This is a genomic window from Pseudomonas alcaligenes (assembly GCF_014490745.1).
In the GTDB taxonomy this organism is placed as follows: domain Bacteria; phylum Pseudomonadota; class Gammaproteobacteria; order Pseudomonadales; family Pseudomonadaceae; genus Aquipseudomonas; species Aquipseudomonas alcaligenes_C.
In genome coordinates this window covers 2,617,461-2,642,369 of sequence record NZ_LZEU01000001.1, presented here as the reverse complement: position 1 = coordinate 2,642,369, position 24,909 = coordinate 2,617,461, and the positions used below count along the sequence as shown (strand labels likewise).

General features: G+C 58.9%; 19 protein-coding genes. 12 read left to right on the top strand and 7 right to left on the bottom strand.

Annotation, left to right across the window (positions count from 1 at the left end):
• From A9179_RS12005 to A9179_RS11990, 4 genes are all read right to left on the bottom strand, one after another.
• Positions 1-1,452 (bottom strand): coniferyl aldehyde dehydrogenase, encoded by a 1,452-nt coding sequence (locus A9179_RS12005; protein WP_187806027.1) that lies wholly within the window; start codon positions 1,450-1,452, stop codon positions 1-3.
• 155 nt (positions 1,453-1,607) lie between these two features.
• Complete coding sequence (locus tag A9179_RS12000; protein WP_187806026.1) at positions 1,608-2,411, bottom strand: SDR family NAD(P)-dependent oxidoreductase; 804 nt, start codon at positions 2,409-2,411, stop codon at positions 1,608-1,610.
• Between the two features lie 176 nt (positions 2,412-2,587).
• Positions 2,588-3,586, bottom strand: a complete 999-nt coding sequence (locus tag A9179_RS11995) for an NAD-dependent epimerase/dehydratase family protein (protein ID WP_187806025.1) — start codon at positions 3,584-3,586, stop codon at positions 2,588-2,590.
• A 10-nt stretch (positions 3,587-3,596) separates the two neighbouring features.
• Positions 3,597-4,130 (bottom strand): 2,4'-dihydroxyacetophenone dioxygenase family protein, encoded by a 534-nt coding sequence (locus A9179_RS11990; RefSeq protein ID WP_187806024.1) that lies wholly within the window; start codon positions 4,128-4,130, stop codon positions 3,597-3,599.
• 510 nt (positions 4,131-4,640) lie between these two features.
• Between A9179_RS11990 and qhpR the strand changes: the two genes are divergently transcribed.
• From qhpR to A9179_RS11965, 5 genes are all read left to right on the top strand, one after another.
• Entirely contained in the window at positions 4,641-5,645 is a 1,005-nt protein-coding gene (gene qhpR, locus A9179_RS11985; RefSeq protein ID WP_187806023.1) for an AraC-like transcriptional regulator QhpR, read from the top strand.
• 89 nt (positions 5,646-5,734) lie between these two features.
• Positions 5,735-6,850, top strand: coding sequence for an AraC family transcriptional regulator (locus tag A9179_RS11980; protein ID WP_316851829.1), 1,116 nt, complete (start codon positions 5,735-5,737; stop codon positions 6,848-6,850).
• 447 nt (positions 6,851-7,297) lie between these two features.
• Positions 7,298-9,022 carry a DUF1302 domain-containing protein gene (locus A9179_RS11975; protein WP_187806022.1) on the top strand — a complete coding sequence of 575 codons (1,725 nt, stop codon included), beginning with the start codon at positions 7,298-7,300 and terminating at the stop codon, positions 9,020-9,022.
• Positions 9,023-9,053: 31 nt separating this feature from the next.
• Positions 9,054-10,421, top strand: coding sequence for a DUF1329 domain-containing protein (locus A9179_RS11970; RefSeq protein WP_187806021.1), 1,368 nt, complete (start codon positions 9,054-9,056; stop codon positions 10,419-10,421).
• Positions 10,422-10,749: 328 nt separating this feature from the next.
• The gene (locus A9179_RS11965; protein WP_187806020.1) at positions 10,750-12,375 is read left to right on the top strand and encodes a methyl-accepting chemotaxis protein; all 1,626 of its coding nucleotides are present in this window, start codon (positions 10,750-10,752) and stop codon (positions 12,373-12,375) included.
• A 233-nt stretch (positions 12,376-12,608) separates the two neighbouring features.
• Here A9179_RS11965 and A9179_RS11960 read toward each other — a convergent pair whose 3' ends face one another.
• On the bottom strand, positions 12,609-13,319 hold the full coding sequence (locus A9179_RS11960) for a Crp/Fnr family transcriptional regulator (protein WP_187806019.1): 711 nt from the start codon (positions 13,317-13,319) through the stop codon (positions 12,609-12,611).
• Between the two features lie 182 nt (positions 13,320-13,501).
• Between A9179_RS11960 and A9179_RS11955 the strand changes: the two genes are divergently transcribed.
• The 3 genes from A9179_RS11955 to A9179_RS11945 all read left to right on the top strand — a co-directional run bounded on the left by A9179_RS11955 (position 13,502) and on the right by A9179_RS11945 (position 18,751).
• On the top strand, positions 13,502-14,266 hold the full coding sequence (locus A9179_RS11955; RefSeq protein WP_187806018.1) for a class II aldolase/adducin family protein: 765 nt from the start codon (positions 13,502-13,504) through the stop codon (positions 14,264-14,266).
• A gap of 114 nt (positions 14,267-14,380) precedes the next feature.
• Complete coding sequence (locus A9179_RS11950; protein WP_316851828.1) at positions 14,381-16,162, top strand: long-chain-fatty-acid--CoA ligase; 1,782 nt, start codon at positions 14,381-14,383, stop codon at positions 16,160-16,162.
• 126 nt (positions 16,163-16,288) lie between these two features.
• A complete protein-coding gene (locus A9179_RS11945; protein ID WP_187806017.1) occupies positions 16,289-18,751 on the top strand; it encodes a LuxR C-terminal-related transcriptional regulator in 2,463 nt (820 codons plus the stop codon).
• 55 nt (positions 18,752-18,806) lie between these two features.
• Here A9179_RS11945 and A9179_RS11940 read toward each other — a convergent pair whose 3' ends face one another.
• Both A9179_RS11940 and A9179_RS11935 read right to left on the bottom strand, forming a co-directional pair.
• Entirely contained in the window at positions 18,807-19,643 is an 837-nt protein-coding gene (locus A9179_RS11940; RefSeq protein ID WP_187806016.1) for an SDR family NAD(P)-dependent oxidoreductase, read from the bottom strand.
• 10 nt (positions 19,644-19,653) lie between these two features.
• On the bottom strand, positions 19,654-20,547 hold the full coding sequence (locus A9179_RS11935) for an alpha/beta hydrolase (protein WP_187806015.1): 894 nt from the start codon (positions 20,545-20,547) through the stop codon (positions 19,654-19,656).
• A gap of 123 nt (positions 20,548-20,670) precedes the next feature.
• Here A9179_RS11935 and A9179_RS11930 point away from each other — a divergent pair, with 123 nt between their 5' ends.
• The 4 genes from A9179_RS11930 (at position 20,671) to A9179_RS11915 (ending at position 24,622) form a co-directional block, all read left to right on the top strand.
• Positions 20,671-21,285 carry a TetR/AcrR family transcriptional regulator gene (locus A9179_RS11930; RefSeq protein WP_223123202.1) on the top strand — a complete coding sequence of 205 codons (615 nt, stop codon included), beginning with the start codon at positions 20,671-20,673 and terminating at the stop codon, positions 21,283-21,285.
• A 64-nt stretch (positions 21,286-21,349) separates the two neighbouring features.
• Positions 21,350-22,483, top strand: a complete 1,134-nt coding sequence (locus A9179_RS11925; protein WP_187806014.1) for a methyl-accepting chemotaxis protein — start codon at positions 21,350-21,352, stop codon at positions 22,481-22,483.
• Between the two features lie 5 nt (positions 22,484-22,488).
• Positions 22,489-23,346 (top strand): nitrate- and nitrite sensing domain-containing protein, encoded by an 858-nt coding sequence (locus A9179_RS11920; protein WP_187806013.1) that lies wholly within the window; start codon positions 22,489-22,491, stop codon positions 23,344-23,346.
• 10 nt (positions 23,347-23,356) lie between these two features.
• Positions 23,357-24,622, top strand: coding sequence for an EAL domain-containing protein (locus A9179_RS11915; RefSeq protein WP_187806012.1), 1,266 nt, complete (start codon positions 23,357-23,359; stop codon positions 24,620-24,622).
• The last annotated feature ends 287 nt before the right edge of the window (positions 24,623-24,909 follow it).

The following is a 24,909-nucleotide window of genomic DNA, read 5'->3' as shown; positions in this document are numbered from 1 at the left end:
TCAGCTCTTGAGCCGCAGCATGAGGTTGAGAATTCTGTTGGGCCAACCTGCATAAGGTGGTTGCAGCATGTCTATGCCGCGTATCGGTCCCTGCTGGAAAACTGGACGCAATTTGGAGAATGTGAGGAACCCCTCGTAGCCATGGTAGTGACCCATGCCGCTATTGCCTGTCCCACCGAAGGGCAGATCGTGTACACCAACGTGAGCTACCGCTTCATTGATGCCGACACCGCCCGAGATGGTGTTGTGCAGGTAGTAGTCGCGTAGGGCGCGGTCGTCGCTATAGAGATAGAACGCCAGCGGCCTCGGATGATCACCGACATACTGCACTACCTCCTCGCGGGTCTTGTAGGTGAGGATTGGCAGCAGCGGACCGAAAATTTCGCGCTGCATGATATGCATGTCGTCATTGATGTTAAGCACCAGGCAAGTAGGCATGATGCGCCGCTCTGCATCAGGCTGCGGCCCGCTGTACAGATCAATTACTTTGGCACCTTTATTCAGTGCATCAGCCAGCACGCCTTGCAGACGCAAATAGGACGACTGATCAATGATCGCCGAGTAGTCGCCATTGTTTATGTTGGGAACTCGCTGATTGAGTACTGTGCGAGCCTCGCGGATAAACTCGTCGACTTTACCTTCCGGCAGAAACAGATAGTCGACGGTGGTGCAGATTTGTCCAGCGTTGAGCATTTTGGCCCAGAGAATGCGCTCTACCGCCTTGCGAATCGGGTAATCGGGTGCGACCACGCAAGGCGACTTACCACCAAGCTCCAGTGTCACAGGGGTCAGGTTTGCTGCAGCATTGGCCATTACCAACTTACCGGTCTCTGGTGAGCCGGTGAAGAAAATGTGATCGAAGGGCAGCGAAGTGAAAGTATTGCCGCCGCAATCGTCTGCCGTGAAAAAAGCTAGCTTGTCGAGCGGAAAGTATTTAGGGGAAATTTCCTTGAACAGCCGCGCCAAGTGGCTGGAGTTCAGCGACATGCGGATCATTGAGCGGTTACCCGCCGCGAAAGCCCCGGTCAGCGGCGCAATGGCCATGGCAATAGGGAAATTCCAGGGTACGACGATGCCCACCACACCTACCGGCTGCGGGAATGTCCAAGCCTTGGCTAACGGAAACTGGCCCATGTCGAGGTGACGCTTGCGGGGTTTCATCCACTTCTTTAGCGCGTTGATCGCATCGAGAATGCCGTCCTGGCAGGTCAACATCTCGGTCATGCGGGTCTCGAACTTGCTGCGGCAGCCATAGTCCTGGTTCACCGCTTCGACCAGAGCCTCGGAGTTTTCGACCAGCATGCGATGCAGCGTACGCAGGTCGTCGCGTCTTTGTTCCAGCGTGGGGTTGAGCTGGTTTCGATGAGCGGCCTGCTGCAGAAGAAACAGGCTTTGGCAATCAGCTGGCTTGTCACTGTTGATGTTTGTGGGGGACGAGGGGCAAGAGGTCATCTGTAACTCTCCTGAGTTCATGCTTGTTATTTGGTGTCAGGCATGACCTGCATGCCGTAGGGTTCGTCCCGTGCAATTGCTCGCAGGCCACCCCATCAAGACGGGCTGTCGAATGACGACAGCCGCGAGCTTTGTGCTGAGTCTCCCCGAGACAGCTAGGCTCTTTTTTCTTGGTGGGCGGCAACTGTTTTCGCCAGCCGCTGGTCGATGAGCCAGTGGAATAGCGATGTGGCTTTCCGAGACATGGCTCGGGTGAGCTTTGCCTTAAATCCAGGCGTGATGATCCACTGGCGTGCTTTCAAGCCATCAAGGATACCGGCAACCGCTAAATCTACCGGCATGACGCCTGCGAACGCGTTCATCGACTCCGTTATCGGGCTGCCGTGCCGGCGCTCGTAGGCAAGCAGCGGCGTTTCAATTTCACCAGGGCAAACGACAGACACATCGATCCCCTGAAGCTTCTGCTCCACCCGAAGCACTTCGGCCAGACCAACCACTCCGAATTTGGAGGCCGCGTAAGCCGCTTGTGAGTACGATCCGACAAATCCGGACAGCGAAGACACGAGGGCCAGGTGGCCACCGGCTTCCATTTGTTTCAGGGCTGCGGAGGCGAAATTGCGGCTGCCGAGTAGGTTGATGCGTATGACCAGTTCGAAGGTCTCATAAGGTAATTCTGTAAAGACACCGGTGCGCAAGATACCTGCCGAGTTGAAGGCGAAATCCGGCCGTCCCAGGGTCTTGACTGCACTGTCCATAGCGCTGTCAACTGCCAGCGGATTGGTGATATCGACAACGTAGGGTTCGACTCGCTGCTCGCGCCTTGAGCACCTGCTTCTCAGTTCACAAAGCAATACTTCGTCAATATTCAGGTCGAATATCGCGATACTGGCGCCTTCGCTGATCAACGCTCTTACGATACTTAACCCGATGCCACTGCCACCACCCGACACGAAGGCCACCTTAGGGGCCCCATTTCGCCAGCTTGTCATAAGAGTCCTTAATACGTGTTGTTGGTTGTCCGGTATCGCGGCACTGGTGCCTTCACAGATCAACGCTCTGCCGATATTTAACCCGATACCACTGTCACCACCCGCGGCGTAGACCACGCCCGGAGAGCCATGTTGATGAGGGCGTTTCAGCGTTTGGCAGAGCTTTGTGCGAAGTGCGTGGCCAACTCCTGCATGGCCTGTTCGAAGCTATAGACAGGCTTGTAACCGAGCAGGCGGCGCGCCTTGTCGCCGGTGAAGGCGTTCGAACCGCCCATCAGGCGGAACGATTGACGGGTGATCAGCGGGCGTTCCCGCTGTCTGCGCGCATGCCCCACCCACTCAAGTACAGGGGCCAGGATCCGTGCCAGCAGGTTGGGTACGCTCTTCGCCGGCGGAACGTCCGCGGCCTCGGCCAGGCGATCTATGTACGTCTTCCAGGTCACACCAAGGCCGTCGGCGGCGATGAACACATCACCCCGGGTGTAATCCGAACGGGCGGCGGCGATCAGCAGGGCCACCAGGTTGCGCACATGCACCAGGCCGGCATCCCAGTCACCGCTGCCGAACCGGCAGGGCTTTTCCTGACGCATCAGGTCGACCAGGGTATTGACCCAAGGCGCACTGCCGACGCCAAAGACGTTGGCCGGGCGTACGATCGTAGCCTTCAGGCCACGAGCCACGCCCGCATGGGTGACGCGCTCCTGCTCCTGCTTGCAGAACTCATAGGCCGATGCCGGCTTGCCCAGCCGGCTATCCTCATCCAACTGCCCTTTGGCCAGTGCGCTGGCATAGGCACAGATGCTGGTGGTTACCACGAAATGGGCATTCCACTTCAGGGCCAACTCGATGGCCTGCTCGGTGCCATGCACGGTGATATCGACGTGGGTCTGCTGGGCGCCCCAGTCGCTGACCACCGCAGCCAGATGGAATACCGCGTCCACCTGGCCGACGGCGTCGCCGACCGCCAGGAGCTGGCGCACGTCGCCGACCACGGTGCGAACCTGCGACTGCCATTCGGCAGGCGCCGGCTCGCCCGGCATCAACAGGGCAACCACCTCGATATTTTCGGCCAGCAGTTGGCGCACCAGATGGCGCCCGATGAAGCCACCGGCACCGGTAACGAATGCGGAAGTCAGTCGACTCATGGGACTGCCCTCACTCGCCGAACACGATGACCTTGTCGCAGCTCTTGCCCTCGGCGGCGCACAGCGTGCGATACAGGGTCAACACCGTCCGAGCGTCGAGGATGCTGATGACATCGCCTTTTTCATTGATGTTGACGTTGCTGCCAAAAATGGCGAACCAGATGACAGCGTCTTCCTTGGCATCATCGGAAACGACCAAGGTGTGGATCGAATGGGCTGGCTCGTAGAGGAAGGAGCCGGCTTTGTTGATCTTGTCCGGATATTCCTTATAGAACCACTCGCCGGAGTGAGTAACGGCGAACACCGGACCGGTGTGATAGTGCGTGTCGACGCTGAAGCCGGGTTTGAGCCGGTTACGCACAACCCACAGGTTCTGATTCAGGTCTACTTGCAGCAACTGGATACCGGAGCCATCAGGCAGGATGATCCACGGTAAGTCGTCTTCATGGATCAAAATGGCTTCACGGTCATGCTCGCGTGACACCACGCCGTTCGCTTGCATGGCTTCGAGCAGTTGCATAACTTCAGGCTTCACATCAGTCATCTCAGGTCTCCGCTTTGTTTTTGTAATTTTCAAACTGGTGGACGACCTGGATTCTATTGAGTGCGAAATCGGAAAATTTGTCATTTCGCGCCATACTATGTGCATTTCTTGCCAACCAGAAAGAGGGCAGCGAACAACACAGCTGCCCCCGCTTCAGCCCCAGAAGACGGTCAATCGTCCGATTTTGCGCCCGCGGGAACAGCCTTGGATCTTGGGCACGGAGCGCTTGGGTAGGGGATGCACAGGTTGGTCAGAAACGACTGAAGGCGTGGCCAAACTTTCGATAGCCGTTTTCAGCTGTAGGCGCCGATGTGCGTACCTCCTTCACGCACATTTAACGAGCCAGCCTCGATCACCTACCAAGAGTTCGAAACCTGGGTGTAGGATCGTTTGGTAGCAGATACCGAGAGAGTTCGCCTTTCATCGGGATCTGAAGGACTGTCCTGTTACTGCAGGGGCAGCCAAAGACCGGATCTACTGGCTTGGCCACGTAACCTATTGGTACTCGATATGACTTCCATTGTCCGTGGCACAGCCCTGCTGGGATTCGATGCGTTTGCTACCAGCCAAGGGCTCGATCCGCATGCTGTTCTGGCTGAAATCGGGATCCCTGGCGATGCCCTGGACGACGTAATCGATTATGCGAAGTTCAACGCCTTACTGGAGCTGTGCGCAAAGCGTTCGGCAAATCAGCTGTTCGGGTTGCAGCTTGGGCTGCACCAAGGCTCGCAGGTTTTGGGCAACCTGTTGTACTTGATCCAGAGCGCACGGACGTTTGGTGAAGCACTAAAGGCGCTTACAGAAAACCTTCATGCCCACAGCAGAGGCGCAGAGGTTCATCTCGAACGACAGGGCGAGAGCGCACTGCTCTCTTACGATGTAACTGATGGAGATGCGGCCTCGGTACGCCAGGACGTAGAGCTGGCGATGGGTGTGGGGGCTCACCTTATGCAAGGCCTACTGGGGCGTCCCTGGAGGCCGAAGGCATTGTTGGTGCGTTACCCAGCTGTAGTAGAGCCCAGCGCATACAGGCGTTTGCTGGGGGTTACTCCTCGCTTTGACAGCCCATTGAATGCATGGGTCTTCGATAGTTCGTTGCTGGACACCCCCCTGAGCGCTGCAGACGAAAGGCTCCAACAGTTGGTGCAACACCATATCGATGATCTAACCCAAATTACGCTGCGCGAACTGCCGTTCTACGTACAGAAGCTGCTGCGTGACAGGCTTCCCAATGGCCATGTCACCATCGAGCAGGTCGCCGAGTACCTGAAGATCAGCCCTCGTACCCTGCAGCGCTACCTCATGGCAGAGGACACTTGCTTCCAGGCACTGCTGGACAAGACGCGGCAATCGATGGCCACACGCTACATCTGCGACTCGTCCATTAGCCTGACACAGCTTTCAGGGCTGCTGGGTTATTCCGATCTGAGTGCTTTCTCCCGAGCCTTCTCTCGTTGGAACGGCGTCAGCCCGAGAAAATGGAAACAGCGCTATCTGCAAGCGCAAACACATTAGCTCACTATGCCCACCTCGGGCGGTGGCAGCCCACTGCGTTTCCACTCGGCGTTTGACTTGGTTCAGCGCATAGCAAACGATGATCTTCGTTGCTGGATCGCCGCCAGCTCGACGTGATCACCCAGCAATTAATAAGTACCCATAAGATGGCTGCAAATCCTTTCGTTCGCGCACTAAGCCTTTCCGGCTTCGAGGAGTTCGCCATTCGCCAGGGTCTTAATCCGGCGGAAATGCTCCGGCGTGCATCTCTTCCCGCAGAAGTCCTAAGGCGTCAGGAAGGCATCGTTTCCTATCGCCGGTTCTGCGCATTGCTGAAATTGTGCGAGTGGCAATCGGGCAACCCTTTGTTCGGTTTAGAGTATGGGCTGTCTCAGGGGGGGAAAGCCTTCGGCCACCTCTTCTATTTGATCCGCAATGCCAAGACTGTCGGTGATGCGCTCACCGAATTGAGTTCGAACTTCTCGATATGCAGCGGCGCCGCGGAGGTTGGGATTAAGGTCGAAGGTGACTTGGCCGTGCTCAGCTACCACGTCAGTGAGCGGGACATGCCTGGATTGTGTCAGGCCGAAGAATTGGCCTGCGGCGTAGGCGTGCAGTTGATGCGCACTTTGGTGGGCAGTGGCTGGCTGCCCAGCGCGGCGCTGCTCCGACATTTTCCGCTTGGTGATGAGACCTCCTACCGACAGGCGCTTGGTTTTCTACCGAGTTTCGCCGCAGCCTGTCCCTGCCTGGTGTTCGATTCGTCCGTGCTTTCGTTGCCGCTAAGTTCCGCCGATGAAACGCTGCACCAATTGATCGCCGAACACATCGGAAGTATGGAGCGATTGTCGACTGATGAGATGCCCAGCTACGTCAAGCAATTGCTACGGAATCTGCTGCCCAGTGGCCGCGTTACTATTGAGAAAGTCGCCGACTATATGACCCTCAGTCCACGCACGTTGCAGCGGCGTCTGGAACAAACAGGCATGTCCTTCCGGGAGCTACTGGATGAAACCCGCCAAGAGATGGTTCGCAGTTACCTCGAAGACTCTTCGATTAGCGTGGCGCAGATAGCGGGGCTGCTCGGATATTCCGACCTCAGCACATTTTGTCGGGCATTCAATCGCTGGTTTGAAATCAGCCCCCTCGAGTGGCAAAAACGACATTTCCCAAATAGCCAGCCATGCCTGCTACGCAGTCGCCGCTTGCGCATCCCGTGCGGATAACGGAGGGGCCGCACGTCCCTCGATACACATCAGTTCCAGCTGGCGCCGGATAGTTGCCTGTCGAGGATCCGTTGGTGCGACCTCCAGCTTGTTCCTGGCATAACGCATCGCCTGCTCGCGGCGCCCCAGCCAACCTGTTGAGCTAGCGAAAGCCCTGCTTCCAGCGTGCCCTAACCTCATCGGGGCGAACCTTATAGTCATAGTGGATGCGGAAGCTGTCTGGCGGCCCCTTGGGGGGACTGCCCCATGGCATTAACTGCAGTCCCCAACCAGTCTCTGATTTATCACTCTTCATTCACTAGCCGTATGCACAGGCTTGAAACCACTACACCAGTGCCAATCACACTTATGTGCTGGTCTTAATTAAAACTTTCGTCTGTTTCGATTTCGCATGCAGGGCGCGTACGGTTGCGGGCAGTTCCACCAGCCCCACATACGGAGAGCCGCATGACAACAACAATACGGTCCGGGAGCTTCCAGCCCAAGGTACTCACTCTGGCCATTGCGCTTGGTATCGCTGCACCAGCACAGGCCATTACTTTCAACATCGGGGAAATCGAAGGTCAGTTCGACTCGGCGCTCTCGATCGGCGCGAGCTGGTCGGTACGCGGGCCAGACTCTGACTTTGTCGCCGTGGCCAACGGCGGGCGGGCCTCCACGCGAACCGCCGACGACGGTCGCCTGAACTTCAAGCAGGGTGAGACCTTCTCGAAAATCTTCAAGGGTATCCATGACCTGGAGCTGAAGTACGGAGACAGCGGCATCTTCGTGCGTGGCAAGTACTGGTATGACTTCGAACTGAAGGATGAGCACCGCCTGCTCTACGACATCGACGATCACGACCGCAAGGCCGCGGCGCAGGCCTCCGGCGCGCAGATTCTCGATGCCTTCGCCTATCACAACTACACCATCGGTGATCTGCCGGGCAGCGTGCGCCTCGGTAAGCAGGTGGTCAGCTGGGGCGAAAGCACCTTTATCCAGAACTCGATCAACTCGATCAACCCGGTCGACGTGGCCGCCTTCCGCCGGCCCGGCGCGGAGATCAAGGAAGGGCTGATCCCGGTCAACATGCTCTACCTGTCGCAGACGCTGAGCGACTCGCTGAGCGTCGAAGGCTTCTACCAGTTGGAGTGGGACCAGACAGTCATCGACAACTGCGGCACCTTCTTCTCAACTACCGACACGGTATCCGATGGGTGCCCAAACGGGCTGGCCATCAACGGCAGCGACTTTGATCGCAACTCCCCGGCCTACTTGGTGGTTCCACGCCTGGGTGATCGCGATGCGCGCGACAGCGGCCAGTTTGGCGCTGCGCTGCGCTGGTTCGTGCCAGAGCTGAATGACACCGAGTTCGGCCTCTACGCCATGAATATCCACAGCCGGCTGCCTGTGTTCAGCACCGTCTACAGCCCTGCCACGCTCGGCGGGTATCGCATCGAATACCCAGAGGATATCCACCTCTACGGCCTGAGCTTCCAGACCAATATCGCCAGCTACGCCGTTTCCGGGGAGTTGAGCTATCGGCCAAACCAGCCGCTGCAGATCAACAGTCCCGATCTGGTCTTTGCCTCGCTCGGCCTACCGTTCTCACCGGTGCTCGAAAGCGGTCATGCGCAACCTAGCCAAGGCGCAGATATTCCCGGCTACACCCGCGAGGAGGTCAGCCAGGCGCAGGTCACCGTATTGCGCTTCTTCGACCAGGTGCTGGGCGCCAGCCGTTTGAACCTGATCGGTGAGGTCGGCGCCAACTATATCGGCAGCATCAGCGAGGGCGCGGCCGGCAAGCTGCGCTATGGACGCGACCCGATCTTTGGCCTGGGCGCCACCAGCAACTCGGCGATCTGCTCGCTGGCCAACCCCGAACAGCCAGACGAGTGCAACAGCCACGGCTACTACACCAAGAGCTCCTGGGGCTACCGCGCACGCGCCAGCCTGGACTACACCAACGTGATCGCGGGGATCAACCTGTCACCGAGCGTGGCCTGGTCACACGACGTCGACGGCGAGGGCCCGAACTTCACCGAGGGTTCCAAGGCCGTCAGCCTCGGCCTCAACGCCGACTATCAGAACGCCTACACCGCCAGCCTCAGTTACACCGACTTTTTTGGTGGCCATTACAACACCATCACCGACCGCGATTTCGTCGCCCTCAGCTTCGGCGTGACCTTCTAAGCAGACCGGCATTTTGAGGAACACCTTGCACATGAAAACAACAAAGAGACTGCTGCAAACTGGCGCCCTGGCGCTGTCCCTGATAGCCACTGGTGTAATGGCTGCCGTTTCTCCTGACGACGCTGCCAAGCTTGGTACAACGCTCACCCCGGTCGGCGCGGAGAGGGCCGGCAACGCCGACGGCAGCATTCCCGAGTGGACCGGCGGTCTGCCGCAGAACGCAGGCACCATAGATGCCAAGGGCTTCCTGTCCGATCCCTTCGCCAATGAGCAGCCACTGTTCACCATCACCGCGCAAAATGTGGAGCAATACCGGGACAAGCTGACCCCCGGCCAGCTGGCGATGTTCAAGCGCTACCCGGACAGCTACCGGATGCCAGTCTTCCCGACCCACCGCAGCGCCGGCCTGCCTGCTGCTGTGCTCGAGGCGACCAAGACCAATGCCACCGCCACCAAGCTGGTGGAGGGTGGCAACGGCCTGGAAAACTTCCGTACCGCCAACCCCTTCCCGATCCCGAATAATGGTCTGGAAGCGATCTGGAACCAGATCACCCGCTACCGTGGCGGCAGCGTGCAGCGCCTGGTGACCCAGGCCGCCCCACAGCAGAATGGCTCCTACAGCCTGGTGTACTTCCAGGATAATTTCACCTTCCGCGACCAGCTGAAGGACTACGACCCGAATGAGCCGAGCAACGTGCTGTTCTACTTCAAGCAGCAGATAACCGCACCGTCGCGCTTGGCCGGCAGCGTGCTGCTGGTGCACGAAACCCTCAACCAGGTGAAAGAGCCGCGTCTGGCCTGGCTCTACAACTCCGGGCAGCGGCGCGTGCGGCGAGCCCCGCAGGTTTCCTACGACGGCCCAGCCATGGCCACCGACGGTCTACGCACTTCCGACAACTACGACATGTACAACGGCGCGCCGGATCGCTACGACTGGAAGCTGAACGGTAAGCAGGAAATCTATATCCCTTACAATAGCTACCGCCTGGACTCGCCGCAGTTGAAGTACGACCAGATCATCAAGGCCGGTCACATCAACCAGGATCTGACCCGTTACGAGTTGCACCGCGTCTGGCATGTGACTGCAACCCTGAAGCCCGGCGAACGGCATATCTATGCCAAGCGCGAGTTCTTTATCGACGAGGACACCTGGCAGGCCGCTGAGATCGATCACTACGACGGTCATGGCATTCTGTGGCGGGTCGCCGAAGCGCATTCGCAGTACTACTACGACAAGCAGGTGCCTTGGTACGCCGTGGAGACTCTGTACGACCTCATCGCCGGCCGCTATGTTGCCCTGGGCATGAAGAACGAGGAGAAGCAGTCCTATGAGTTCGGCTTCAGTGCCTCGGCCAGCGATTACACGCCGGCTGCCCTGCGCCAAGCCGGCACACGCTGAGATCCTGGCAAACAGGCTGGCACAAGGATGTGCCGACCGCCCACCTCAGTGCCCCTGCACCGTATCCAACGATGACACCTGAAGCTAGGGAAATACAGGAGCTCTACATCCCTCGCAGCAGCCTCAACGCAGCTGAAGTACGCCGATCTATTTAAGGCGGGCCACACCATCAGGATCTGATGCGCGATGAGCCGCAGTGCGTCTTGGGGGCTGTATAGCAAACCCAGGCCGCGGGAGGATTTCGAAAACCTATTGTTGGCTCAAGTCAGCAGTTAGTAATTCTTTGGTATATGTCAAAGAGAAATGTGGGGCAGATAAGGAGCAGTAGATGAACCTGAGGAACCTGAACATCGGTCGGCGGGCAGGGTTGGCTTTTGCGCTACTTACGTTGATCACGCTTGCACTGGGCAGCCTTAGTCTGCTGCAGATGAATCGCATGGGCGAGATGTCCGCGGAAGTCAACGGGAAGTGGGTCGCCTCGATTATTGCAGTGAGCGATATCGGGTTTTCGTTCGCACGAGTTCGCGCGCTAACGCTGCGGATGCTCGTGCTGGAAGGCGAAACCGCGCGGCGCGAAACCAGTCAGTTGATCAACAATGCCAAAAGCGACTTGGAAGCGGCCGAGAGTGCCTACAGAGCTTTGCTCGTCTCCGGTGAGGAGCGAGCTGCCTTCGACGCCCTTGCCGTAGCCAAAGTGCGATTCATGGAGCAGCAGGAGTTGGTCCAGGACTATGTGCTGCAAGGGAAGCAAGACGCAGCTAGAGACATCGTCACCGCCAAGTTCAATGGCCTGGCGGATCAGATGAACAAGGCGATTTCCGTGCTGGCAAAGTCAAGCAAGGACGGGGCGAATTACGCAGCTGCCCAAAGCGACGAGGTTTACCGCAATTCCATTCGGTTGATCGTGATCATTCTGCTCGGTGCGATCTCAGCCACGGTATTCGCAGCGGTCGTGCTGACCCGAAGCATTGTGAGCCCCCTGTCGCAGGCCGTGGAAGTTGCCCGAACCGTTGCCTCAGGAGACCTCACGAAGGACATTACAGTTCACGGCCAGGATGAGCCAGCCCAACTGCTCCAGTCGCTTAGCGAGATGCAACAGAGCTTGCGCCATACCATCCAGCGCATCGCTGATTCATCCAATCAGTTGGCCTCGGCATCGGAAGAGTTGCACGCAGTGACGGAAGACTCTACGCGCGGCCTGCATCGACAGAACTCCGAGATCGAACAGGCGGCAACCGCCGTCAATGAGATGACTGCGGCAGTCGAGGAAGTGGCGCGCAATGCGGTCACGACCTCCGAGGCGTCCCAGCAGACAGACCAGACCGCACAGAATGGCCACGCCCAGGTTCGCCAGACCGTCGACTCTATCAATCAACTGGCAACCGATGTCACGGCTACCTCCAAAGAGGTGGGGCAGTTGGCGAGCAATGTCAGGAGCATCAGCCAGGTTCTCAATGTCATTCGCTCCATAGCGGAACAAACCAACCTGCTCGCCCTCAATGCCGCGATCGAAGCAGCACGGGCGGGCGAACAGGGTCGAGGCTTCGCCGTCGTCGCGGATGAGGTGCGCGCTCTGGCTCATCGCACCCAGCAGTCGACCGAAGAAATCGATCAGATGATCAGTGGTATCCAGCTGGGAGCGGAGAAGACCGTGGGCGCGATGCAGAACAGTATGAACCGGGCGCAATCCACCCTGCAGGTGGCCCAGGCAGCCGGCACGGCGCTTGAGGATATCGCCCGTGCCATCGCCCAGATCAACGAGCGCAATCTGGTCATCGCCAGCGCTTCAGAGGAGCAGGCTCAAGTCGCCCGGGAAGTGGATCACAACCTGGTGAACATTCGCGACCTGGCTGTGCAAACGGCAGCAGGGGCGGATCAGACCAGTGCCGCCAGTCAGGAACTGTCGCGACTCGCCGTCGATCTCAACGGCATGGTGGCAAATTTCAAGACTTGAGTTGATTAGTGAAACCCTAAAGATGATTTCCTGAGTCTGGTGGAGTAGGCCCATCCCGTTGCACGAGTTTCAGCGTAGAAAGCTCTCAAGAATTGCCTGTTGTCCCACCAGATCTACTCCTTTGGCGGCCTCCGGGCCGCTCTTTTTTGCCAAGACGCTCGATCAAGAGCAGAAGCAGGGGAAAGTCTGATCCTCTGCGGGGCAGATGCAGAGCAACTGTCGCCTGATGCACTTCAGACCTGAGCAAGCACCTTGAGCTGGGCTTGGTCGAGCAACCTGATACGCCCGTATTTCTGCCTGATCAGCCCGTTCTGCTCCCACAGTTTGAGTAACTGATTTACCCGTTGGCGGGTCGTGCCAAGGAGCTGGGCCAGGGTTTCCTGAGACAGGCGCAGCTGAATGTCGAGCGCACCATCGGGCGCTGGGTCACCAAAGGCAGCGGCCAGTGCTAGCAGGCGGCCGGCGAAGCGCTGCTCCAGCGAATGGGTGGAATATGTCTCGATGCCCATCAGCAGCTCGCGCATCTGCGAACACTGCACACGCAGCAGTAAGCGGCCGAAGGACGGGTGCTGGGCGATCAGCTGTTCCAGATCCGCTGGTGCGATTTGCAGCACCACTGAGGGGCTGGTCGCCAAGACATCATGCATTCGCGCGCCCCCATCGAGCCCCGACACAAGGCCAATCCAGCGGCCCGGCTCGCAGAAGACCAACACCGCCTCCTGTCCTTCGCGAGTAGTGCCACTGATACGCAGCGAGCCGTCCAGCACAATGTATAGCCCGTCAGGGTTCTCACCACGACGGAACAGAGCCTGCCCTCCCGTCAGCTTACGCAGGCGAGAGTGCGCCAGCACATCGTCACTGACGGCTTGATCCAGGAGAGAGAGCCAGGGGTTCTCCTGCAGCACGCGGCGATGTGTTTCTGAAAGCGCCAATCTAGTGGTCACGCCTGATTTCCAGCCCTATTCGTAAAGCAAATTCCCGACAGTTTTCTGCGCAGGCAGGCCGCACCATTCTCAGGAAATCCGGGGACCGGCACAAGCTGATCGAAACCTTGGAACCCATGTTGCGCCGACTGATGACTCACGTCGGCCAACCCGTTTTTACCTCCCGAACAGGAAGAGCCGCTATGAGCTTGCACTCTATCCCCAATGCTCAGAATCATGTGTCCGCCGAAGAGTGGAAATTACGCGTCAACTTGGCCGCCTGCTACCGCCTGGTAGCCATGTACGGCTGGACCGACTTGGTCTTCACTCACATTAGCGCCCGTGTCCCCGGACCTGAGCATCACTTCCTGATCAATCCCTACGGCCTGATGTTTGACGAGATCACCGCGTCCAGCTTGGTCAAGGTGGATCAAGCGGGTAACAAGGTGCTGGACACACCCTATTCGGTTAACCAAGCCGGTTTCGTCATCCACAGTGCCATCCACCAAGCCCGGGATGATGCTCAGTGCGTACTGCACACTCATACCCGCGCCGGCGTGGCGGTCAGCGCGCAGAAATGCGGCATCCTGCCCATCAGCCAACAGTCCACCTTCGTCCTCGCCTCCCTGGGTTACCACGACTACGAGGGAGTGGCCCTACGCGACGACGAGAAGCCACGTCTGCAAGCGGACCTGGGCAACAAACTGTTCTTCTTGTTGCGCAACCACGGCCTACTGACCGTGGGCAGGACGGTGGCTGACGCTTTCCTCAACATGTACACCTTCGAGAACACCTGCCAGATCCAGCTTTCGGCCCAGGCCGGCGGCGAGTTGATCCAAGTCGACCCGCAGATCATTGAAGGAGTGGCCGAGATAGCCCGCAAGCAAACCGACGGCCTCGGCGGCGACTTCGTCTGGCCGGCGCTACTTCGCAAGCTGGACCGCATCGATACTGGCTACCGCGACTGAAGACGCCAGCGACTCTCCGGTGGCTCATATCGCCCTTGTTCAACGTCCTCGTGATGCGCTGCTGCAGCTCATTGATGGGGCGGCCTCGCTTCGGAGCGACCAGCATTCAGCAAAGTGCAAATCACTGACAGATTCCCGGTTGATCCAGGTGCAGCATTGCCGAAAAGATCGACAACAACTACACGGCGAGGTTTTCACCTGATGGAAGCTCCATGGGTTAAGTCTTTTCCTGCCGGTGTCCGCTGGGACGCCGAGCTGCCCAAGGCCAGCGTGTTAGGCATGCTCGAAAATGCTGTGCAGCGCTGGCCGGAACGATCCGCGGTGGATTTCATGGGTCGCAAGCTCAGCTACCGTGAGCTGTCGTCTTTGGTCGATCATGCTGCCGCCGGTTTGCAGCTTATGGGCGTCAAGCCGGGCGTACACGTGGGCCTGTTCCTGCCTAATGTGCCGCAGTACGTCATCGGCTTCCTTGCCATCCTCCGCGCCGGAGGCATCGTGGTGAACTACTCACCGCTGGACGCTGGCAAGGTACTGGCGCACAAAGTTGAGGACAGCGAAACTGAGATCCTGATTACCCTCGACTTGTCCTCTCTCTATCCGGTCATGGCCTCGTTGCTGGCTAGCACTCGCCTGCGCACCTTGGTGGTGGGCTCTCTGGGTGAATTTGGCAACCGGCCCGAGCAGACCCAGGAGCAGCTGTGGCAGGAAGGCCAGGTCAGCAACGTGGAATATGGCAGCCGCTGTCTGTCCTTTGCCCAGTTACTGTACAACGACGGCCGTTACCAGGTTTACCCGCAGGCAACTCAGGAGCACAGTATCGCGGTGCTGCAATACACCGGCGGCACCACCGGCCTGCCCAAGGCCGCCATGCTCACCCACGGCAACCTCAGCGCCGCAGCCGGCCAGGTATTCCTGACCAACGTGAACGACGACAGGCTGATATATGAAGGCCGCGAAAGCGTGCTGGTGGTACTGCCGCTGTTCCATGTCTACGCAATGGTCTGCGGCCTGTTGTTCCCCATCCTCGCCGCCGCTGAAATGCGCTTGCGGGTCAGGTTCGATCCCGTCGCCGCGTTGCAGGATATCAGCGAACACAAAGTCAGCTTTTTCCCCGGTGTGCCCACTATGTTCACCGCCCTGGTCAACCATCCGCAGATCGGAGAGTACGACCTGCGCTCACTCAAGGTCTGCGCCTCCGGCGGCGCTCCGCTGCCGGTGGAGCTGTTTCACCAGTTCAAGGAGCAGACTGGCTGCCAGCTCACCGAGGGCTGGGGCATGACCGAAACCTGTACCGGTGGTACCTTTACTCCCGCCGGCAAGCACAAGCCCGGCTCATGCGGCATCCCGCACATCGGCACCACCATCAAGTTCCGCGATCTCGATGACCCGACCCGCGACGTGCCGTTGGGCGAGCGCGGCGAAATCACCATCGCTGGCCCCAACATCATGCCCGGCTACTGGAAGAACGAGCGCGCCACGTGCGAGAGCTTCACCGAGGACGGTTTCTTCCGTACCGGCGACGTTGGCTACATGGATAGCGAAGGGTTTATCTACATAGTCGACCGCACCAAGGATATGCTCCTGTGCGGTGGCTTCAACGTCTATCCGCGCGTAATCGAGGAAGCCATTTACACTCACCCCTCGGTAGAAGAGGTGATGGTACTCGGCATCCCTGACCCGTACCGCGGCCAGTCGCCCAAGGCCTATCTCAAACTGCGTGAGGGTCATGCACGGTTCAGCCTCGATGAGCTGAAGGCCTTCCTCAAGGATCGCCTGGGCAAACACGAGATGGTCCATGCCATGGAGTTCCGCGCCATGCTGCCGAAGACTCCGGTGGGCAAACTGTCCAAGCAGATGCTTCGCGAGGAAGTCGAAGCCATGCAGCCGAGTGCCTGAGCGGGTTGCTGACATGCCCGGAACCTACCTGTATCTGACCGGAACGGAACAACCGCCCGCATGCACCCACGCCCGCCCATAGCTCGCCCTCGGCTGTCGCAAGCCCTGCTGGCCAGTGATAGCCGCGTGATCCTGATTTGCACTCCCGCCGGTTTCGGCAAGAGCGAGCTGATGCAGGAGTGCGTCGCCCAGGCGCCTTCAGGGACCACTGTGGCATGGCTGTCCTTGGGCGGCAAAGCTCTTGGCCCAGCGGATCTTCTGGTGCGCCTGGCCGAATCACTGAGTGTGGTTCCCGGGCCTGGGGATGTACAAGTGGAACTGTGTCGCCTGATCAGTCGCCTGGAACAGCCCACCTGGATCATTCTCGACGACTATCCGCGCGTGCCTAGTGCCGAGCTGGATGCCTCACTGGAGCTGCTGCTGACACTGACGCCGCACAAGCTGCGTTGGTGGATCAATGGGCGCCGGCGTCCGGCCTGGAACCTTCCGCGCCTGTTCCTCCAGGGTGACCTACACGAACTCGATGCCCAGGCGCTGGCCCTGGACGAAGAGGAGCTGGGGCGCCTGCTGATTCAGCACCGGCTGGCACTCTCGGCGGATCTTACCCGGCAGCTGATGGCACAGAGTGAAGGCTGGCCGGCCGTCGTTCGCCTGCTGCTGGCCGACAGTGCCGCGACCAGCTTGGCCCAGCACATCGCGAATGGTACGGCCATGATGCGTGACTACCTGCGCCACGACGTGCTCGATAACCTCCCGGCCGAACTGCTGAGCGCCGTGCGCCCCCTGGCCGATATGTCCCGCTTCTCAGTTTCGTTGTGCGAGTACCTGCTGGAGGATCAGGACGGGACTGATGTAATGGATCAGTTGACGTTACGGGGGCTGCTGCGACGCTCCCCGGCCAACAACAGCGACAGCGACTCGTTCCGTGTGTGGCGGCCACTTGCAACCGTCCTGAAGTCGCTGCCGAGCAAGCATTCGGCCTCCAAATCTCATGTGCGCGCCTGCCAGTGGTTCGCCAGGCATGGCGAAATGAGCGAGGCCGTGGAGCATGCACTGAAAGCCGGACAACCGGAATTGGCGGTCAATTACCTGCAGGACTGGCCGCTGGACCGGATAATCAGTGATGGCCGGGACGGGTGCTTCCTCCAGTGGTGCGACGCGCTGCCCGACGAACTGCTTTCAGTCACACCATCGCTAGTACTGCTACGGGGATGGACGCTACTACTGCACAATTATTCGGACAAGGCCGAGCGCTGCCTCGAAGGTCTAGAGCGCTTCCTGCCGCAACCGGGCCCGGATAGTCAGCGGGACTTGCTTGTGCAGTTCCAGGCGATCGTCGCTGTGATCTCGTGCCTGCGCGGCCGCGGTAACTCCCGCCAGCAATGTCTGGAGGCTCTGCAATCGCTGGATGTCCCTGCTTGGCCACAACGAATCCTCTGCCACCAGGCTCTCGCCCGGCAATCCCTGGCCAAGGGCGACCTAGACGCAGGCCAAGACCATATCACCCAGGCCCTGAGCCTAGCTCGCCAGCGTGGAAGTTTGATGTTTGAAGCTTCGTTGGGCGTCGAGCGTGTTCATCTGTTGATCATGCGCGGCGAGCCCGGCCATGCACTAGAGCAGGTTGAGCAGCTTCTGCTGGACCTAGAGAACGCGGCCCTGGTAGGGCCGATCCGTGGCCGCTTGCTGCTGTTGCGCGGCAGCCTACTGGCCGGCATGTGCCGCGATGAGCTGGCGGAGGAGTGCACTTGGGCTGGCCTGCTAGAAGCGGAACGCGTGGGGGACGGGTACGTGCTGCAGGGCTACCGGACGCTCGTCGACCTGGCAACCAGCAAGGAGGACTTCAGTCTCGCCCGACGCTTGCTGGACACAGCAGAGCGGCGGTTGCAGGCGTTGGGGCTGCCCGAAGCAGGTTTCCGTGAGGCTCTGGCCTGGATGAAGGGTAAGTTGCTGCTGGCCCAGGGGTGGGGGGAAATGGCCCTCGACAGCATCCGATGGGGGGCAGGGCCCCTCGACATCGATCTAGCCTTGGTGCCAGGTGGATGCTACGACCTTGTGCAGCGGGCGCAGCTATTGGCTGCCCGCGCCCATTTGTCCCTTGGCCAGGACACCCGCGCCTCCATGTTGCTACAAGGGCTACTCGAGGATTGCCAGCGAGCTGGGCATCGGGGGTTAGAGCGGGAGTGCCTGCTAGATCTGGCCGAGATCCTATACTTGGAAGGCCAGACCGAGGCGGCCAGCCAGCAACTGTGTTTTGCTCTGCGGGAAGTGGACCATCTGGCCCTGCTCGCCCCGCTCCGCAGCTTGCAGCGGCGCCATCCTGGGTGGCTCGAACAACTGGCAGAGCTCGATTCCGAGTCATCCCGATCGCCCGGTGACACGCATTCCGAGGAGCAAGAGCTTCAGCTGAGCCCGCGTGAGCAGGAAGTTCTGGAACTGATTGCCGAGGGGCTCTCCAACCAGCAGATCGCCGAGCGACTGCATATCTCGGTGCATACGGTGAAGTCCCATGCCTGGCACATCAACGGCAAACTCGGGGTGGAACGTCGCACTCATGCCGTTGCCAAGGCCAAGGCAGAGGGGGTGCTCTAACATCACCGCCAGAGCCGCACGCCTGTCACTACTCATTTGAGCTGGGATGGCAGCTCTATTTCGGCGGTTCTGGCCTACCTGCATCAACCATTGCGGCTACCTCATGGTCTTTGAACTCTATCGCTTCCAGTATTTTCCGGAAGACTCGTGGTGACTGCGCCATTATTGAGTTCTCGCCGGGGATGAACATCATGTCTGATCGTTTCTCTATGCCCGTTACGATGCTGTTAACAGCGGGCCCCAGAGACACCATCTTGAAGAGCTTCGTCTTGTTTCCTTTCCAAATCTTGTTGCCGGCCGGGCTCTCAAACGTTGTATTCATTCGTGGTGTATGAATAAGCGTAGGATGGGCACTGCCTACTCCCACACCCATGTGGCGCAGCTCCAAGCGAATGCTGTCGCACATTGCCCAGACACCTGCCTTGCTAGAGGTGTAAGAGGCATGTGGTGGTGAATGGCTAAAGGCAGCCAGGGGCGATATAGCCATTAAATAGCCTTTGCGCTTTTCAACATGGGCGACGGCGGCACGGAAGGTTCGCCATACCCCAACAAGATTGACATCGATGACACGTTCGAAGCGCTTGGGGCTCCCGGAAATGAGGGGCTCAAATGTTGTCACCCCCGCATTGGCAATGGCTACGTCAATACCACCGAAGTGTGTTGCCGCTTCCTCCATTGCCTTTTCAATGCTTTCCATGGAGCAGACATCCACTTGCCAGGCACGGGTGTTATTTCCTAGCGCTATGGCCTGCGCCTCCACCGCCGTTTCATCCATGTCAAACAGCGCAATCTTAGCGCCCCTGTCAATCAATGCCTTGCATACAGCGGAGCCTAGTTCGCCGGTCGAACCCGTGATCGCAACAACACGACCATCGAGATTGTAATGGGTCATTGTTCGCTCCTCACTTCAGGGGGACGCTGCGTTGCAGAAAGTCGATTTGAGCGCCAATAGCGCGCTCATAGGACTCGCCTGAATAGATATCGAAATGCCCCTCCTTGTAGATACTGATCTCTCCTTGGGGTGTTCGACGGGCATGGCGAAGCGTGGCGCCCGCAGGCGCCACTGAATCGTTTTCACAAACGCAAAACAGCACCGGGCAGTGAATTTGTGGGGTTTTGCGGCCAGGAAAATAGAAGAGGATCTGAAGCGCAATGCGTGCTGCGACGTAATTGGGGGAGCGGGCCGCATCTTCTGTGGGAACCAGTCCGAGATAACCGCTCTCGCAGTCTGGTGCCGTCATCATTGCTGTAGAGCCTGGTTTTCCGACTATCGCAATCATTACAGGTGACGCACCACACCAAGAACCTATCTGGTCTTTGATGGCTTGTATGGTCACCTTGACTGCGGTCTTCGGGCTAACGGCCATGCTGGAAGCCATGCCGTCGGTAAACGGGCACTGTGAAATTATCGCAGCGATTCGCTGATCGTCAGCTGCGATCGAGAGAACATGCCCCCCGCTAAAGGAAGTCCCCCAGAGCACGACCCTTCGCCCATCTACATCTTTGCGCGTTCGTGCAAAAGCGACAGCTGCCGTCCAGTCCTGCAACTGCTTATTCACATCCAATAGCTGGCGCGGCTCACCCTCGCTATCGCCGAAATACCTGTAGTCGAAAACCAGGCACGCATAGCCAAGCTCACGAAAGCGATCAGCATAGACGTCCAGCCGCGCAGCGCGTGTGCCACCCAGGCCATGTGCCATGACGATTACTGGGGCCGGCTTTGGGGTTTCTGGCAGATAGAGCCAAGCCCTACAGAGGCTATCTTCGGATGAAAATTGAACATCAAGACGTTGCATTGGTCACGATCCTGGAGAAAGAGTCAGGTTTTAGATTTATTTTTGACTCCAACGTTGTAGAATGCTCCAACGTTTGATAGAACTCTAATGGCTGGGCATGACAGCGTCAACAGCATGACAATCGTGAATCTGACCCGTACCCAGCGCCGCGCCGCTGATATGCGCCGTAACCTAATTGAGATTGCTGAAACGCTTCTGATCGAGGGCGGGGCGGCAGCTGTGACAGCTGATGAGGTGGCGCGGCGTGCCGATGTGTCCCTACAGACGGTCTACAACCGCGTGGGCGGTAAACCAGCGCTGTTAATAGCCATTGCAGAAAGGTCAATGGAGGAGAATCGTGCTTACGTCGATAAGGCGTATGAAGGGAAAGGCACACCTGAAGAACGTGGGCTTCGGATATTCAATGCCTATGTGAACTTCGCATTCGATCGTCCACATCAGTTCCGAATTTTGGCCAACCCTCCAGAGGAGCCAGAGGCTATCTCCCGCATCGGGGCAATGGCTCAGGAGCAAATTGCGCACTTAACCTCCATCATTCGAGGCGGAATTGCCAGTGAGTGGGCCAGCCCGGACATTGATCCCGAGAGCGCCACTAACGCTGTCTGGGCAATGATGAATGGCCTCTTAAGTCTGGCCTTGCGAGATGACGCTCTGAGATCAGAAACGATCAGCCGAGAGTCGCTGGTACAGGCGGCCATAACCGTAATTCAGCTCGGACTACGGAACCGACAGTCCTAGCGATCTCTGCCGATCCACAAGCGATTTCAGACGTTCTTTGGGCTACTGATTGGAGAGTCGACACATGAAGTGGCTTACCTACCCAGCGCTCTTGCTGCTGCGCGAACTGGGCATCGTTGGCATGATCCGCACGCTGCTCGGTATTACGTTGGCGGGCGCCACTGTCACGCTGGCGTTTCCGACATGGCCGTCGGGGGGGCTCTGGGCGGTACTGGCGTACCTAGCTATATCCAGCCTGTGGCTGCTGTGGCGGGAGGTCGGGCAGTTGCAACTCTATTGCGCAGCCTCCATCCCGGATGCCGCCCTGGAGTCGGCCAGCGCTCCCGAGTGGCAGCTGCTGCAGTCGATTGGCAGAAGTTTGCAGCAGTGGCTGAATCGGCAGCAACGCCAACAACAACTGTTGCAACAGCGTCTGGATGAAATCTCCCACTCGTCACAAGAGCTCGAGCAGAGTGCTGTGCTGGTGACCCGTAACGCAGAAGGGCAAAGCGCAGCAGCCAGCACCGCGGCAGCGGCGGTCGAGCAATTGAATGTGAGCATTGTGCAGGTGGCAGCGTTGGCCGATGAGTCCCGACAGACCAGCATACTGGCCAGCGAGCAGTTGGCCGATGGCATCGATCAGCTCACCAAGCTGGTGCGGCAGTTGTCCGAGATGGCGCAGCAGGCCATCACCACCAACGAACTGATCCTGCAACTGAACACCAACTCGCACACCATCAATGAAATGTCCGGCACCATCCGTGGCATTGCTGACCAAACCAATCTGCTCGCGCTGAATGCCGCCATCGAAGCGGCCCGAGCGGGGGAGAGCGGGCGCGGATTCGCCGTGGTGGCCGATGAAGTGCGTCGTCTGGCCCTGCACAGCCAGGAGTCGGCGGCAGAAATCAGCCGGAACATTGAGTCGGTACAACGGCACATCAACGGCGCAACGCTGCAGGTGGCCGACTTGACCGATCTGGCCCACCGCAGTGCCCACAGTTCGGAGGCGGTGCGCACGCTGCTCGACCAGGTGCAGCGGCGAACTCTGCAGTTGACCGAGCAGGTGGATCAGGTGGCGGTCAGTACCGAACAACAGGGCAAGGCCGTTGCGGAAATCGCCGAACTGGCCGACCGCGTTCGTCAGGGCAATGTCGACAACCTCAGGGCGGCCGATCAGGCCCGCACCATCTCCCATCATCTGGCTCATCTGACGGAGTAGTAGCCATGCGTGGATCATACGGACTGCCGTTGCTCTTGCTGACCGGTGCCGCGGCCATAGCCGTACTAACCCTACTGTTCTACGGCCTGCATCGACGCCAGCAGCGGCAACATCAACAGCATATGCGGATGAACATCCGCCAACTGGCTCTGCTGCGCGCGCTGATATCCGGGTTTCAGCGCCATCGTGGCCTGAGCAATGGCGTGCTCTGCGGCGATGCCAGCCTGAGTCAGGATCTTGTCGCCGCGCGCCAAGGACTGGATCAGCATATCCGTGCCGCGCAGGAGCTCGACAGCACGCACCGGGACACCTGGAATGGTTTGTTCGATCACTGGTCGCGTCTGCGCGAAGGGCGCAATACAGACGCGGTGAACAATCTGGCGCAGCATCACCTGATCATTCGCAACAGCATTTTTCTGATGCAGGATGTGGCCTGCGAAGTCGATCTGAGCGAGGGCCGGGCAGCGCTGGGCTACCTACCCTGCATCTGGCGGGAAGTGGTGCAGGCGGCAGAGTGGGCGGGCCAGGCCCGCGCCCTGGGCACTGGCATCGCAGCAGCCGGTCACAGCAGTGCCGAGCAGCGAGTGAGGTTGCGTTTTCTGTACCAGAAAATTCAGCTGCTGGCAGGTGCGGCCTTTGCCACCTTGCAACGTCATGCCGCCGAGCATCCGCAGACCAAAATCTCTAGTCTGCCGCAGCGCGAGCGGGTGGTAGCGGATTTCCTGCGCTGTATTGAGCAGGAGCTGCTCAGCCAGGAACGACCCACTATTGCCGCAAAGACTTACTTCCAACACGCCACCCTCGCCATCGATGAGCTGCTGGCTCTGGTAGATATGGCGTTGACTCAGCTACAGCCCCGCTGAGGAACTCAGGATGCTAGCTACTCGCCAGCTGCTGCACCACAACCACAAAGCTCTGCCCGCCCGCCACTGCAACCCGCCGGCCGCTCCAATGGTCTGTACCCGCTATCGTGACCTGTCACTCACTAGCCACTTCCAGCCCATTTTCAGCATTGCCCATGGCCATGCGGTCGGCTACGAGGGGCTGATTCGCGCACACCATGACGATGGCTCGGTGGTGTCGCCGGCGACCCTGCTTGCTATGCCGGGTAATGGCAAGGAATGTCTGGAGTTGGATCGCACCTGCCGGACCTTACATGTGCGCAATTTTGCCCGCCAGGATAGTGGTCAAGCCTGGCTGTTCCTCAATCTGAACTCGCAGTACCTGGTCACCGAGCGACCGGATATCGGCTTTACCCAGGATCTGCTCCAAGCATCCGGAATTCCAGCGCATCGGCTGGTGATAGAGGTCATTGAAAGTGAGGTCAGTGACCCTGCCCAGTTGAAGCGGTTCATCCGCTATTTCCGTCAGTTGGGCTGCCTGATCGCCATCGATGACTTTGGTGCAGGACACTCCAACTTCGACCGCATCTGGGATCTGGAACCCGACATCGTCAAGATCGATCGCCGCCTGATCCAGGATGCTGGCCGTTACCGCCGGGTGGAGCGGATTCTTACCGGCATAGTCAGCTTGCTGCACGAAGCCGGCAGCCTGGTGGTGGTAGAGGGGGTGGAAACAGAACACGAGGCATTGGTGGCCACTGCGGCCGACGCCGACATGGTGCAGGGCTTCTATTTTGCCAAACCGCAGGCCCGCATCAACATCGCTCAGAACTTTACCGATACCTTCGGTGACCTGCTCCGTGGCCAGCATCTGGCAAGCGTCAAACACCACGCAGACATGCAGCACTATGTGCGGGAAATTGAGGGCCTGTTCCAGCAGGCCGTGGCGGACTTTGCCGGCCACCAGAGTTTTGACCAGAGCAGCACCCAGCTCTTCACTGATCCACGCACGACTCGAAGTTATCTGCTCAATGAGGCAGGATACCAGGTGTCGGCCCCGCGCTACCGGCAGCAGCGGAATGCGCGCTTTGCGCCCTTGTTGGGTGGGGGTAATGCCAACTGGTCACACAAGCACTACCATTACCGGGCGCTGAAACAACCTGGGGTCATTCAGATCAGCCGACCCTATCTGTCGGTAACGGATGCGTGCATGTGCATCACGCTGTCGCAGACCGTCAAGGTCGGCGGCACACTCTATGTTTTCTGCTGCGATCTGGATTGGCAAGAAGAGCGATAATGGTGTCGGCGAATACCAGGCTATTAGCAACGCTTTCGCTTATGGTATTGCTGCGGCAGCCGTGATCGAGCCGGATGATCGACTGCAGACGATGTGCTTTGGGCTACCCCCGTGTAGGCATCTCTGGCCTATGCTTGGCCTACCCCTGCATAGTCATTTTCAAACTCCACCGGATATAGCTGCATAGCGCTGCTGTGCCGGCGTTTGGGGTTGTTCAGCAGCCGAATGATCACGGTGTTGGTTGTGGCAGCTAGGGGCTCCGGCAACCCTGAAGCATAGCCACTCAC

Excerpts from the sequence above, each read along its gene's own strand:
- qhpR (WP_187806023.1), top strand. The coding sequence starts at position 4,641 with ATGACTTCCATTGTCCGTGGCACAGCCCTGCTGGGATTCGATGCGTTT.
- A9179_RS11940 (WP_187806016.1), bottom strand. The coding sequence starts at position 19,643 with ATGACCCATTACAATCTCGATGGTCGTGTTGTTGCGATCACGGGTTCG.
- A9179_RS11915 (WP_187806012.1), top strand. The coding sequence starts at position 23,357 with ATGCTAGCTACTCGCCAGCTGCTGCACCACAACCACAAAGCTCTGCCC.
- A9179_RS12005 (WP_187806027.1), bottom strand. The coding sequence starts at position 1,452 with ATGACCTCTTGCCCCTCGTCCCCCACAAACATCAACAGTGACAAGCCA.
- A9179_RS11935 (WP_187806015.1), bottom strand. The coding sequence starts at position 20,547 with ATGCAACGTCTTGATGTTCAATTTTCATCCGAAGATAGCCTCTGTAGG.
- A9179_RS11955 (WP_187806018.1), top strand. The coding sequence starts at position 13,502 with ATGAGCTTGCACTCTATCCCCAATGCTCAGAATCATGTGTCCGCCGAA.
- A9179_RS11990 (WP_187806024.1), bottom strand. The coding sequence starts at position 4,130 with ATGACTGATGTGAAGCCTGAAGTTATGCAACTGCTCGAAGCCATGCAA.
- A9179_RS11995 (WP_187806025.1), bottom strand. The coding sequence starts at position 3,586 with ATGAGTCGACTGACTTCCGCATTCGTTACCGGTGCCGGTGGCTTCATC.
- A9179_RS11965 (WP_187806020.1), top strand. The coding sequence starts at position 10,750 with ATGAACCTGAGGAACCTGAACATCGGTCGGCGGGCAGGGTTGGCTTTT.
- A9179_RS11925 (WP_187806014.1), top strand. The coding sequence starts at position 21,350 with ATGAAGTGGCTTACCTACCCAGCGCTCTTGCTGCTGCGCGAACTGGGC.
- A9179_RS11920 (WP_187806013.1), top strand. The coding sequence starts at position 22,489 with ATGCGTGGATCATACGGACTGCCGTTGCTCTTGCTGACCGGTGCCGCG.
- A9179_RS11975 (WP_187806022.1), top strand. The coding sequence starts at position 7,298 with ATGACAACAACAATACGGTCCGGGAGCTTCCAGCCCAAGGTACTCACT.
- A9179_RS11970 (WP_187806021.1), top strand. The coding sequence starts at position 9,054 with ATGAAAACAACAAAGAGACTGCTGCAAACTGGCGCCCTGGCGCTGTCC.